Origin of the sequence: Clostridium sp. AM27-31LB (assembly GCF_003480745.1) — a bacterium.
GTDB classification, from domain to species: domain Bacteria; phylum Bacillota; class Clostridia; order Lachnospirales; family Lachnospiraceae; genus Butyribacter; species Butyribacter intestini.
Window position 1 is genome coordinate 55,120 of the sequence record NZ_QUJS01000011.1, and the last position, 13,968, is coordinate 69,087.

At 40.9% G+C, this 13,968-nt stretch carries 11 protein-coding genes; all 11 read left to right on the plus strand.

The annotated features are described in order from the left end of the window. Positions 1–27 precede the first annotated feature (27 nt). The 11 genes from DW721_RS13970 (at position 28) to DW721_RS14020 (ending at position 13,940) form a co-directional block, all read left to right on the plus strand. Entirely contained in the window at positions 28–246 is a 219-nt protein-coding gene (locus tag DW721_RS13970) for a DpnD/PcfM family protein (RefSeq protein ID WP_005602909.1), read from the plus strand. Further along, positions 243–611, plus strand: a complete 369-nt coding sequence (locus tag DW721_RS13975; protein ID WP_009860904.1) for a hypothetical protein — start codon at positions 243–245, stop codon at positions 609–611. Before DW721_RS13970 ends, DW721_RS13975 begins: the two co-directional genes overlap by 4 nt. 14 nt (positions 612–625) lie before the next feature. Continuing rightward, positions 626–8,071, plus strand: coding sequence for a helicase-related protein (locus DW721_RS16705; RefSeq protein WP_118746107.1), 7,446 nt, complete (start codon positions 626–628; stop codon positions 8,069–8,071). Positions 8,072–8,083: 12 nt separating this feature from the next. Continuing rightward, complete coding sequence (locus DW721_RS13985) at positions 8,084–8,425, plus strand: sortase (protein WP_118506702.1); 342 nt, start codon at positions 8,084–8,086, stop codon at positions 8,423–8,425. 11 nt (positions 8,426–8,436) lie between these two features. Further along, on the plus strand, positions 8,437–8,826 hold the full coding sequence (locus tag DW721_RS13990) for a hypothetical protein (RefSeq protein WP_118506703.1): 390 nt from the start codon (positions 8,437–8,439) through the stop codon (positions 8,824–8,826). 18 nt (positions 8,827–8,844) lie between these two features. Beyond that, positions 8,845–9,528: a SpoVG family protein gene (locus DW721_RS13995; protein ID WP_118506704.1), complete on the plus strand. Its 684-nt coding sequence runs from the start codon at positions 8,845–8,847 to the stop codon at positions 9,526–9,528. A gap of 51 nt (positions 9,529–9,579) precedes the next feature. Further along, complete coding sequence (locus tag DW721_RS14000; protein WP_055225100.1) at positions 9,580–10,476, plus strand: DUF6674 family protein; 897 nt, start codon at positions 9,580–9,582, stop codon at positions 10,474–10,476. 311 nt (positions 10,477–10,787) lie between these two features. Then, entirely contained in the window at positions 10,788–12,287 is a 1,500-nt protein-coding gene (locus DW721_RS14005; RefSeq protein WP_118506705.1) for a hypothetical protein, read from the plus strand. Further along, positions 12,284–13,021 (plus strand): hypothetical protein, encoded by a 738-nt coding sequence (locus tag DW721_RS14010; RefSeq protein WP_347560391.1) that lies wholly within the window; start codon positions 12,284–12,286, stop codon positions 13,019–13,021. Before DW721_RS14005 ends, DW721_RS14010 begins: the two co-directional genes overlap by 4 nt. A 202-nt stretch (positions 13,022–13,223) precedes the next feature. Then, the gene (locus tag DW721_RS14015) at positions 13,224–13,700 is read left to right on the plus strand and encodes a hypothetical protein (protein WP_243034646.1); all 477 of its coding nucleotides are present in this window, start codon (positions 13,224–13,226) and stop codon (positions 13,698–13,700) included. A 39-nt stretch (positions 13,701–13,739) separates the two neighbouring features. Further along, entirely contained in the window at positions 13,740–13,940 is a 201-nt protein-coding gene (locus tag DW721_RS14020; protein WP_055196150.1) for a CLI_3235 family bacteriocin precursor, read from the plus strand. Positions 13,941–13,968: the final 28 nt, after the last annotated feature.

The following is a 13,968-nucleotide window of genomic DNA, read 5'->3' on the forward strand; positions in this document are numbered from 1 at the left end:
AAAAATGGAATTGGAGGCTGATATCGAATGGAAAAAGAATTTGATATTGAGATAAAAGAAGTTCTCTCAAGGGTAGAGACAGTAAAGGCAGAGTCACTTGACGATGCCATAAACAAGGCAATGGATATGTATTATTCAGAACAGATAGTCCTTGATGCGGAGGATATGAAGGGAGTTGATTTTTCGCCATACAGCGAAGAACAGCTCCCTTCTTCATTAAAGGAAAATGGAGGAAAGACACGATGAAAAATGAGCAGACAGCAGTTATTAAGGATATGGAATTTTTATTAAACGAACTTCATAAGGAATGGGAAAGACCGGGAGAGGTAAAATCGTCTGTCAGTATTCCATATGAGAAAGTTGAGGAAATCAGCAGAAAGCTGAATGTGATTGTCTATGAGACACAGCAGTCGGCTGACAGCGACGGACTTGCCTTTAAGCAGAGCATAGCCAAGTCAAAGCAGTGTTATGTGCTTCTCAGGATTATGCGAAAGATTGTAAAAGGAAAGGGCAAATGTGATGGACAGGCGGTTGATGCAGAATTTGTGATTGAGCTTGACGGGGAGGAGTCAAAGCTCTTTAAGGAAATGTTTGCAGAATTACTGAAGTAAAAGGAGGGTGACACATGAGTGTTGATATGAAGGTCAAAGCGATATATGATTCAGAAATCAGCAACATCACCCGTTCTGAAAAGAACTGGAAAGATGTATTAAAAGTTGCTGGTCAGTTATATCGCTATGAATTTGATAATATCGTTATGGTAACAGCTCAGAGATCACCGGAGAAAAGTACCCTTATGGCAGATTATGACACTTGGAAGAAAGTGGGAAGATATGTAAAGCGTGGAGCAAAGGGCTGTGCTATCTTCCCCTCAAGGGCACTTAATCCCCGTATGAGATATATTTTCGATATCAGTGATACAGGCGGAAAGAATGTGAAGCTGACTTGGGATCTGGAGGGGGAAAACCTGAAAAGTTATGCAGACTTTCTGGTATCGGAAGGACAGATGGAGCGGTATAAAAGCGATGACAGAGAATCACTAAAAAATACGTTAAAACAGTTTACAGGAACAAATGTTTGGAATATAATAAAAGAGGAGTTCGGGGATAGAATGTCCGAACTAATGCAGCTATCAGGTAGTGTGATAAAGGAATTCAACGAAAAACGCAAGGGCTTACAGCAGGATAGCGATATGGAGCAGTTAGTATATTCCAGTGTTATGTATGCTGTAGGGACGAGATGTGGATTTGACTTATCTGTGCAAGAACAGGATTTCAGTCAGATTGTAAATATCAAAGATGAGGAGATAGTTTACCGTCTTGGTTCCCTTGTATGCGATGTCTCCTGTAGTGTTCTTAGAGAATTTAGTAGGAATTTACAAACGATTGAGAGCGAAAGGAGAATATCATATGTTAGAAGCAATGACTTACAAGGAAGTGGACGGACTGCTGTATCCGGAGCTGACAATGCCGGACGAGACAGAGGATTTAACGAAGCTGGGCAGATACGGGAGAATGGCAATGAAGTATCTTCTGGAGAACGAACCGGCAAGGTACAAGACACTGATGAGATTCGGGAAGATGTACGAGAAGATGTCGGCAGTAGAGGAGGAAGCAAACCAGCTTTACGATCAGTTGGAGGAACAGTATCTAATGAAGCACAAGCCACAGAATCCGTCATCGACAATGGAGATGTGGAAGATAAGAGAGCAGGCGAAGATGCAGGCAGAGGAAGTAGTGCTCCACCAGATCGTGATGAAGTTTCATTAGAAACACAGGAAGAATTAAATAGAGAGCTTGATGAGATTAACTCATTGGGTGTCAGTAAGGAAGCCGAATATACACAGGCTTCCTTTTTTTTCGACCAAAACGGGCAGGCAAGTTTTGGTGTGAAGCAGCCGGAGGAAACCAGACACAATGAATTTATGCGTCAGTTCGAGGAGGATAAAAAGGCTGCCCTTGCCAGAAAATATAATTACCTTAATCCAAAGAAAGCAGAGAGTGTACCAAGTGAGTATGTAAAAGAGATACTTATGAAAGGAACTGGCTTTGTCGGTGGAAAAGGCAGGGTGTGTGAAATCTATCAGACAGAGATAGACGCAGGAACCAGAGCAAAGCGTATCAAGGCAGAATATGGTCAGGGGGGTGCAAGCTGGCCGCTTGACGGTCTGGGCTTGCACGGGTATGACACATTTCACGGTTCGGGACTTCGTATCCAATGGAAAGATGAAGATGGAGAAGTAGAAGGATACGTTTCGTGGAAGAATGTCGAAAAGGAAATCGGTGTACTTATCCTTACCGGAGAATACCAGTCGGAGACACCTCGTATTGATGAGCTTGCAATGGACGGACTTCGTGAAGATGATGAAGTCATTGACGCAGAGTACCGTGAAGTTGATACGCAGGAGGAGAAATCAGAAATTGATGATTATGCTATTCCTGATGAGCCTGACAGTTATGCTGTAAACAGAAAGGCGGCTGAGTTACGGTATATCAAGCCGATTGATTATGCTGACCGTGTAGCTGCAATGGATAAAGATTTAAGAGATGCCATTGAGATACTTGTGTCAGAATGTAGCTGTTACACACCATTCCGTGCTTTCCTTATGGATGTGGTGCAGTCGGATTTTGCATTTATGCCGAATAAGCTGGAACTGATCTGTGAGATAGCGATGGGAAATGTTCAGGGTGAGAGAAAGGCATATTGCAATAATCAGTATGGACTCACAGAATACACTTTAAGCAGTGCAGATGTGAAAGTAAGCTACAAAAACAGAAATGGAGAGAGGGCAGGGGATACCGTATCATGGCGTGAGGTATATGAAATCTTATCCTATATGGTAAAACAGCCATTTTACTGTGGAGAGGACCAGAAGGCAATCTATCAGACCATAAAAAATAAGATTGACAGGGAAAAGATGAATCCTGTTTACCGCAAGTTCTTTGATATTGAGGACAGTGTGAGAGAAAGCCGTCTTAAAACCAGAGAACGGGCGATTGCATATGGCTTGAATACCAAGATTGACACGGATGGTCGTATAATTTCTGATGAGGATAAGAATGTATCGGCAGATATTCCACAGAAGGATACCGAACCACAGGAGGCTGCCCCTGAAACACCTGCACAGGAAGTATTACCGCCAGTGGAAGGTCTGCGTGGAAAAGAAAAAACACAAGACCAGACAAAACTCAATTTCCATTATAACCTGTGGGAAACAGAAAAGGGTGGTGCAAAGACCAGATACCAGTGGAACATTGATGCAATCTGTACACTAAAGCAGATTGAAGCAGAAAACAGACTTGCAACACAGGAGGAGCAGACTGTTTTATCAAAGTTTGTCGGCTGGGGAGGCTTGTCACAGGCATTTGATGAGAATAATGCTGCGTGGAGCAAAGAGTATGCAGAACTGAAAGAGCTTCTTTCCGATGAGGAATACAGTGCGGCAAGAGCAACTGTAAATAATGCCTTTTACACTTCGCCGGAGATTGCAACGTGTATCAATTCAGCCCTTGTGCAGTTTGGGTTTAAAGGCGGAAATGTCTTGGAGCCGTCTATGGGTATCGGTAATTTCTTCGGAAGTATGCCAGCACCAATGCAGCAAAGCAGGCTGTACGGAGTGGAGCTGGACAGCATATCGGGAAGAATAGCAAAACAGCTTTACCAGAATGCCAATATCAGTATTACAGGATTTGAAAACACCACATATCCGGATAACTTCTTTGATGTTGTTATGGGAAATGTGCCATTTGGAGATTATAAGATATTCGATCCAAAGTACAACAAGTATAACTTCCGTATTCACGATTATTTTCTGGCAAAAGCACTCGATCAGGCAAGACCGGGAGGTATGGTTGCAGTGATTACCACAAAGGGAACACTGGATAAGAGCAATCCGACTACACGAAAGTATCTGGCTGAGAGGGCAGAACTTGTGGGAGCAATCCGACTTCCGAATACTGCATTTAAGGATAATGCAGGAACTGAGGTGACTGCGGACATTCTTTTTTTACAGAAAAGAGAGCGAAAAATTGATATAGAGCCTGACTGGGTACATCTTGGTGTCACAGGTGATGGCATAGCAGTCAATTCCTATTTTGCAGAGCACCCGGAGATGATGCTTGGTACAATGCAGTATGATACAAGGATGTTCGGACAGGACAGCAAATATACCGTCTGTGTGAATAATGATGAGAACTTCAATCTGTATGAAGCACTCAATAAGGCAATCAGTAACATCAAAGCACAGATGACAGATTTTGAGAGACTGGCAGATAATGAGGAACAGACAGAGGAAGTCATTCCCGCTGATCCGGATGTCAGAAATTATACTTACACATTCTTTGAAGGAAAACTTTACTACAGGGAAAATTCAGAGATGGTAAGGCAGAAAGTATCACCGACAGCGGAGGGGCGTATTAAGAGCCTTGATGAAATCAGACAGATAACAAGAGAGCTGATTGATATCCAGATGGAGGGCTGTAGTGATGAGGAGCTTGCAGACAAACAGCAGCTTTTGAATGTAAAATATGATAAATTCGTTGGAAAGTATGGAGCAATCACTTCCAAAGCAAACCGTACAGCGTTCAGGGATGACAGCGATTATCCGCTTCTTTGCAGTCTGGAAGAAGTAAATGAGGACGGGGAGGTGAAGAAGGCTGATATGTTTTATAAGCAGACGATTAAAGCAAAGTCCGTGGTGGACAGGGTAGAAACTGCAGTTGAGGCTCTTAATGTATCGGTCAATGAGTTTGGATATGTAAATATTCCTTATATGCTCTCCATTTATGAAACAGACAGGGATACTCTCATAAAGGAACTCGATGGAATTATTTTTCTTAATCCTGACCGTTACAATGAAAATAACCCGGACGCAGGCTGGGAGACAGCAGATGAATATCTGTCAGGCAATGTAAGGGATAAGCTGCGTGTTGCAAAGGCAATGGCGGCTGATACCGACGATCCACAGGCAGAAAGATTTGCCGCCAATGCCGCAGCCTTAGAGAAAGTTCAGCCGGAATGGATTGAAGCCTCGGATATAGATGTAAAGATTGGTACAACTTGGATTGAACCGCTTGATTATGAACAGTTTATCTATGAGCTGCTTAATACACCAAAAAGGGCAAGGGCAATCAGAACGGAGTATTATAATTCCGGTATTCAGGTACACTTGAATAAAATGAGTATGGAATGGTTCATTGAGAACAAAAGTATGGATAAACATTCCGTGGCGGCAACGAAAACCTATGGTACAAGCCGGATGGATGCTTATTCTATTTTTGAGGATACCCTGAACTTAAAAACGGTCACTGTCAGGGACAGGATTGATGATGGTGAGGGCAAGTACCATTATGAAGTCAACAAAAATGAGACAATGCTTGCAAGGGAAAAGCAAAATATGATCAAGGAGAAGTTCAAGGAATGGTTATTTGCAGAACCGGAACGCCGACAGAAGTATGTGGAATATTATAATGAAACCTTCAATAATATCCGCCTGCGTGAGTATGACGGAAGCCATTTGCAATTTCCGGGAATGAACCCTGAGATTGAATTAAAGCCGCACCAGAAAAATGCGGTGGCACGAATCCTTATGGGAGGAAATACCCTGCTTGCCCACTGTGTCGGTGCCGGAAAGTCCTTTGAAATGATGGCTGCGTGTATGGAGCAGAAAAGGCTCGGACTTGCCAATAAGACAATTATGGTAGTGCCAAAGCCGCTTATCGGGCAGACAGCAAGTGAATTTTTAAGGCTTTACCCGTCAGCAAACATCTTGGTTGCAACGGAGCGTGATTTTGAAAAGAGCCGAAGAAAGCAGTTTGTATCAAGGATTGCGACAGGCGATTATGACTGCATCATTATGTCGCACTCGCAATTTGAGAAAATTCCAATTTCGGCAGAGAGAAAGGAGCGAATGCTTAATGAACAGATAAATGAGATCACCTATGCGATTGATGATATGAAGGAGCGGAACGGGGAACGCTGGACCGTAAAGCAGATGGAAAGCCAGAAGAAAAAGCTGGAGGAACAGCTTAAATCCCTGACCGATGAGAGCAGGAAAGATGACCTCATTACCTTTGAGGAGCTGGGTGTTGACTCTATTATGGTAGACGAAGCACACAATTTTAAGAACCTTGCCACATTTTCAAAGATGAATAATGTGGCGGGAATCAGCAGTAGTGGGGCTAAAAAGTCAACGGATATGCAGCTTAAATGCCAGTATTTATCAGAGATAAATGATGGCAGGGGAATTGTATTTGCAACAGGTACACCGATAAGCAACACAATGTGTGAGATGTATGTTATGCAGCTTTATTTGCAGAAATCGGCACTTGAGGAGATGGGAATTCATCATTTCGACTCGTGGGCGGCTAACTTCGGAGAAGTAACAACGGCACTGGAGCTTACGGTTGAGGGCAGTGGTTTCCGTTTCAAGAGCAGGTTCAATAAGTTTACCAATCTGCCGGAACTTATGAACATCTTCCGTGAGGTTGCTGATGTGCAGACAGCGGATATGCTTGACCTTGATGTGCCTGCACTCCGTGGCGGCAAGCCTATTATCGTGGAGTCGGAGCCGGACTGGTATGTGAAGCAGGTAATGGAAGAATTTGTTGTAAGGGCAGAAAGGATAAGGGGCGGGGGTGTTGATCCAAGTGTTGACAACTTCTTAAAGATTACGCACGAAGCAAGACTTCTTGGAACAGACGCAAGACTGATTGATAAGGACGCACCGAACAACCCGGACGGAAAGCTCAATAAGGTAGCGGAAAATGTCTGGAAAGAATATGTAAAAGGAAATGCTGATGGTCATATAGGCTGTCAGCTTATTTTTTCGGATATTGGAACACCGGGACCGGACAAGGACTTTACGATTTATGATTATCTGAAGGAGTCACTTATCAAGTATGGTATCCCTGCGGAGGAGATAGCATTTATTCACGATGCAAAAACAGACGCACAGAGGGATGCACTCTTTAAGGAAATGAGGACAGGTAAGAAAAAAGTCCTTATCGGTTCGACAGATAAGTGCGGAACCGGAGTTAATGTACAGACACACCTTGTTGCAATGCACCATGTCGATTGCCCGTGGAAGCCTTCTTCCATTGAACAGAGGGAAGGCAGAGGTATCCGACAGGGAAATAAAAACGATGAGGTGGCAATCTACCGATATGTTACAAAACAAACCTTTGATGCATACAACTGGTCACTTGTGGAAAACAAGCAGCGTTTCATCAGTCAGGTTATGACAAGCAAGGCAGTGAGCCGAAGCTGTGAGGACATTGATGAGGCAACACTTTCTTATGCGGAGATTAAGGCGGTTGCTACAGGCAACCCTTTAATCAGGGAAAAGATGGAGGTTGACAATGATGTCCAGAGATTAAAGCTCTTAAAGGCGTCTTATGATAATCAGAGATACGGATTGCAGGATAATTTTATGATCAAGTATCCAAAACTCATCAAAACTGCGACAGAGAAACTTGCCAATGTCAGGGAGGATATAAAGGCAAGGGATAAGGAATTGATTGATAACCCGGATTTTGCCATTACCATAGGCAATGCAACTTATACAGAGCGAGTGGATGGTGGAACCGTAATGCTTGAAGCAATCAGCAAATGTAAGACAGGCGAAACCACTCCAGTCGGTAAGTTCCACGGCTTTGAGCTTCTGGTGGAAAAGAATTTCCTCAGTATCAACTATATGGTGCTTCGTGGAAAGACGGAATACAAGGCAGAACTTTCCACAAGTCCGGTGGGAAGTATGGTAAAGCTGGAGAACCTGTTCAACGGACTTCACGAAAATGTTGATTTTCTGGAAAAGAAGGTTGAACAGTACCAGAATGATCTTGAGGCTTCAAAGGCGGAGTATGACAAGCCGTTTGCATATAGTGCAGAACTGGAAGAAAAACTTGCAAGGCAGTATGAATTAAATGCCCAGCTTGACCTTGAGAATGCAAAAGCTATGGACGCAGATCTTGGGGGACCGGACGAAGAAAAGTCTGAGGACAGAATAGAAAATGCGGGCATTGTTGCAGAGGATAAGGGAATCTATATGCCAGACAGAAACAGGAAAAGATAGGAGTGAAACTCTATGAGCATAAGGAAAGTGGTCACAGGACTACTGATTACAGCAGGGATTGCCATTATGGCAGTCCCTTTTTTCTGGGGTACAACCGGAGAGAGAAACACGAACCAGCTCATAAATGAATTTGAGCAGACATTGGAGGAGAAGCAAGATGAAAGGTCAGAGGTTGAGAAAGAGCAAACCACCGTTAGTAAAGAGGAGGAAGCCATTCTTAAAGAAGGCAGTGTCATCGGCATTATTGAGATACCGGGCATAGATATCAGATACCCGGTAATGGAAGAAACCGGAAGTGAAATGCTGAATGCCGGGACAGGGAACAATGCGTTTTGTTGTCAGGTGCAGATATAAGGAGGCGGCAGATGAATAAGAGATACCGACTGGGGGAGATAGAAGAAGCAGTATCGGAAATGGAGGAGCTGATCGACACTCAGGACGATATTGCAGAGATTGATGATGACTTTCAGATTGTCGTAAGCGGCTGGTCTGTGTATGTCGAAAGCCTGAATCTGACACTCAGACAGGGAGTTGCCTGTATCTGGGATACGGAGGCAGGATTATTTATGCCTGATTTTGATGTGACTATCGTGTATGAGGGAAACATCGAAACACAGGAATGGCTCTACTATGAGCAGGACGGAATGGTTGTTACACTTGGCAACTGGTTAAATGGCAGATTGTCTTGTGAACAGATAGAACAGCTTTGGTGTGAGCTTATCATACCAGAAAACAATGATAATTCAGAAGTATAAGAAAGAGAGGAACAGCGTATGAAGTATTCAATTAAGGTAAACGAGGTAAGAGCAAAAGATGGCAGCAATATCAAGGGTTTTGCGACCGTGGTATTTGGTGATTCATTCAAGATTACCAATATCGCAATCCTTGAAAATAAGGAAAAGGGAGAGCTTTTTGTATCAATGCCAAGATACCGTTCCAATGAGCGTGATGAGAAAAACAGCGTGATTTATAAGGATGTATGCAATCCTATCACGGCAGAGTTTCGTGAGGAACTCTATACTAATATCCTTGAGGCTTATGTAAAAATCAGGGAGCCGGAGAAAGCAGAAACACAGACACAGGGAAAAACTCAGGAAATGCCGGAGTTTTCTGTGACGGTAACACCTTATGAAAGGGAAGGCAGTAATATCAAGGGACTTGCCCGTATTTACTTTGAAAACAGCTTCATTGTAAATAATGTAAACATCCTTCAGGGCAAAGAGAAAATCTTTGTATCAATGCCTTCTTATAAAACAAAGCAGGTGGACGAGCACGGCAAACCGATTTATCAGGATGTCTGCTATCCGGTCACAAAGGATTTCAGGGAGAAGCTCTATAATGAGATTATTGCAGAATATGAGAAAGCAAAGGATAAGAGCAACGAAAAAGCAAGGGAGAATGCCGGACAGAACCACGGAAATCCCGACAGGGATAAAAAGGATACACCTTTTCGATAATTAAGGCTAAGGGGCGGCATATGCTGCCCCGTTTATAAGGAGGAAAAGCAGATGGAAGCAGAAAAGACACTTACTAATGAGGAGATCATAAGAGAACTTCTCGATTTATTAAAAAAGAATACTATGAAAGAACAGGCAAATGATGTATTTGAGATATGCACCTATGTGGATGGTCTGGAAAAAAAGATTGTGTCTATGACAGAAGAACTTACCAGTATGCAGGACCAGATCAAGAAAATGCAGGAAGATACCCTTATCAATAATGCAAAAAAAGCATTAACAGAAGCACAGGAGCGACTCAATGCCAGATGTGAGCAGATAAAGTCACAGGTATCTGAGATAAAGGTACAGGTAAAATCTACTGCCAAGAATATTGTTGATGAAACAAAGGCAAAGGGCAGGGCGGCACTTTACAGGGTGACAGAATTTGTAGGAATTAAGAAAAGACTTCTCAATGTCAGAACAGTGGTAAAAGATACGATTGTATCTACAGACAGGGATATTGCAAGGACAGCACTTCTTGCAAAGGGACTCCGAAAAGCCGGGCAGACCGTAAACAATGCGTTCCGTACCTTTGCAGATAAGCCGGAGGTGGATTATTCACAGAAAGAACAGAAACACCATCTCACAAAGGCTGTACTTGCCCCTATGAAAGCAGTGAGAAAACTGCTTGTATCAATGGAGATGCATCTGGACGCCTCGATTGATAAGCTGGATAATCTGGATATGACTGTGCAGTTTGATAAGGAAAAGCGTATGGAGCACACAAAGGATAAGGAACAGAAAGCACCGGATACAGAAAGAGAGGTCATCTACTCACCGATGGTAGCTGAACCACAGGAGTACAAGTATAATGCAGATGCTTTTGAGGCAAGAAAGACATCGGAAGCAAAGCAGGAAACGGTGGGGAAGGAGCTGCCAAAAGTCAGGGAAGATAAAGCCAGATAAGTTTAGGGGCGTGGGAGTAAAATCCTGCGTCCTTTTTATTTGTCTGAAACAGTTTATGATCTGGAGGATGTTTCAAGAAATAACCAGAATGGACTAAAAACAATAGATTTATTTGCTTTGTAAAAAATACCTTGATTGAACTTTAGGGTTGATTTATGGGTGATTCAAGGGGATTTTTTATTTGGATGGTCATTTTCTGCAAAGACAGGTCATTTTCGCAAGGTACATTGTAAATACGATTTGAATTTGCTATTGTAAAATTGAAATTTTAATTACTTTATCAATAATTTAGTGGAAAGGTGGGAAACAAAATGGTAAAAAGAAAACTTTTAGCAATGTTAATGGCAGCAGCGGTTTTTTTTACAGTAGGTATTAGTAGCAGTATGAATGTTCAAGCAACAGAAAATGATGAAAGTGTAGCTCCTGTAACTACATTTGAGAATTTTGAAAAAGAAGAAATCGAGATACCGACAGTTGAAGTGCCGGAAATTACTTATAATGCTGAAGGAAATAAAAAATGTGAACAGACCTTTTTCTTTGAAGGGATTCAGACATTGGATACGAATGATGAGGAGGACAATACTGATCCGAATAATGCGGTAGAGATACTGAATGGTGAAAAGAAAACAAATTCGTTAATAACAGACGAGTTTCGTTGGTATCATTTTACCATACAACAATTAAGCAAATTAACGATATATTTAGAAATGGACGATACAATTGATGCAGATTTATATTTGCTTAGTTTAAATGCTGATAGTGGAGAATTGTCGATCATAGGAAACAGTTTGAACGAAGGAACTGGAGTTGATGAGGCAATCGCTGGAAAGATTGAAGCAGGAACTTATTTTATTGCGGTAAGAGGGTATGAAGGCAGCGGCAATTTTTCATTAGGTCTTTATACCAGTACAAGAGATGTGGACTATGAGTTTAATGATTCTCCTTCAACTGCAACGGAAGTTTCAGGTGTGTTTGATTTAAATGGAACATGCGGTGTTATTGACAGTCCATATGATGTTGATTTTTATAAGATTACTCTTTCAGAGGCTAGTGCTGTAAGGTTCGAATTAAAATATACTTCAGATAAGTATGCGGTCTATTATTATTCTGGCGATGCACTGTATGCAGTCAAGGATAATCTATACGCATTAGATGAAGGAACTCATTATTTTGTTGTTTTAAGTACGGATGGCAGTTATTCGGCAACAAGAGGTTATACCTTATATATACATAATATTGCGCCAATATCAACAGATACAACTGCAAAATTCTACGCCGTTTGTGATAGGGCAAATATAGTTTTTCAATTTAATGCCGCCAGAACAAATTTTTATGTAAATGGAAATGAGATAGATTTCTCATATTCTTACAAGAGAAGTTCAAGCTCGGTAAATTATGATATTTCTTTGAGAAGAACATCAAATTTTAATGTTTGTCTTTTACAAACAGAAGGAACATCACTGCCATTAGAATATCAGCAGGTAATTCCTGATGCGGTATATGTTTTAAACTCATCATTTTCAGGAATAAAAGATAAGTATGTTTTAACATTATCGGTATTTGACTGGAGTACGCCTTGTTATTGGATTCATGTTAGAGGGACAGGAAGTTCCAGTGACATGACATGCTGGAAAGATTTGAACATGGCAAATTTATATATTGATCCGGATACAGGTAAAGTGATAGATATTGAATGGTACAATTATTTTTATGAGAACTTAAATTATAGACTTTCCTTTACCAGACCTTATACCATGAAATATTATTATCCTTATTGGAATGGAAAAGAACCAAATGGAGGAGATGATTGATGATAAGGGTAGGAGAACGTGTTGCAGATATCCATATGGGTAGTGAGCTGAAACAGCGGAAGATAGGACATTCAGATGAAGTAGATGGGGGAAATCAGGAAAACACATATATACATAATAGTTTTGCCTTAGACGCTGGTTATGCAAATTATATCAGAGAAACGGTGCCTAAAACTGTTTGGTCAAATGATTATCTTCGAGAATTATGGGATGAAAATGCTAAATATTTAAAGAGTATCCGTGAAAGTAAAAATGGGTATGGTTTCGATGATATTGGAATGGGAGCTGCATATGCCTATTCTACTATGTATCAAAAAATTGTAGAAGGATACAGTAATGGAACAAGAGAAGTGTATGTATGCGATGATTCAGAGAGTGGAAAAAGACGTTTGCTGTCAATGGATGAAGAATTGGAAAAGCTAAATAAAGGTTTTGAGGAATTGATAAAATGGGATAAAATGGTTGCCAAAAGTCAAAAGCAAAATGCAGAAAATAAGCAGAAATTTCAGAATATAAAATTGAATGAATCGTTTGATACTTTTGATATAAATCAGGCATGTGACTATATTCAAGATTCTTATTTAGAGTTCCGTTCACTTTATCTGGAGCAATATGAAAAAACGGAAGGAAATATAGATATAAAGTCTTTGTTTTCTTCTGTTTTAAGAAGCGGAAATCAGGATATGCATAAATATTGTGAATTTCTGTTTGAAAAAATTGGGTTTATTGTTTAATGCGGGCATTAAAATGTTTGAGAAATATTGAAATAATAAGGAGGTATTTTCCTTTATTTGGACGTTTTCTGCAAAAATAGGTCACTTTCTGCAATGCTGATTGAAAAGTATAGATTTCATGTTATATTAAAACGGTAGACGCTAAAATGTTCCTGATGTGCTATGGAAAGGTTTTAATAACTAAGAAAAGGAGGGATAGAATATGTCAGTGGCGATAAATTCAAATTATTATGCAGGATACGCTATGAATTCAGCCAATAAGTTTAAAAATGTATCAGACTATTCAAAGTATTTGACTAACAAGTATAAATGTTTGACTCCATGCAAAAATGCTTCTGTATTGATTGACGGAAGTGTAATGCGAAAGGCATGTGGAGATGAAAAAACTGCGAAATGGCTTGAGGAAAATTTAGCAATTATGCCAGATGTTATACGAAATGCACAGAAGGCGGCAATAAGTCATGGTAGTAAACTGATATCAGTGGAGTTTAAGTTTACGAATAATGGAACCGAAATGACAACCTGTGGCATTTTTGGAGAGACTGGTACGGATTCAGAAATTGACAAATGGCTGGAGAAAATGAAAGAGGATAAAGAAAAAGAAGATAAAAAAACAGAAAATATGATTGCTGTAGAAGCGACAACTAAAAATAAGGTAGGTTTTGATACATATGCATAGTATCAATTTCTATAATTTTGAAGAAAGGAGGAGTTCCATATGAAATTAGGGAAGAAAACAAAGACTGAAAAAGGAACATTTATGGCATATGCTTCTTGTTCATGTACTTGCTTCTGCGTATGTAAGTGCCAGAACTGTCATTCTATCGGGGAAGCGAACGGCACACAGATCGCTAATGACGCTCAGTATAATACAACTGGCGTGACCAACAGGGGACCTATTTTATTATTGAATAACTGATGCCAAGTATACAGCGGGAAAGCCTTGT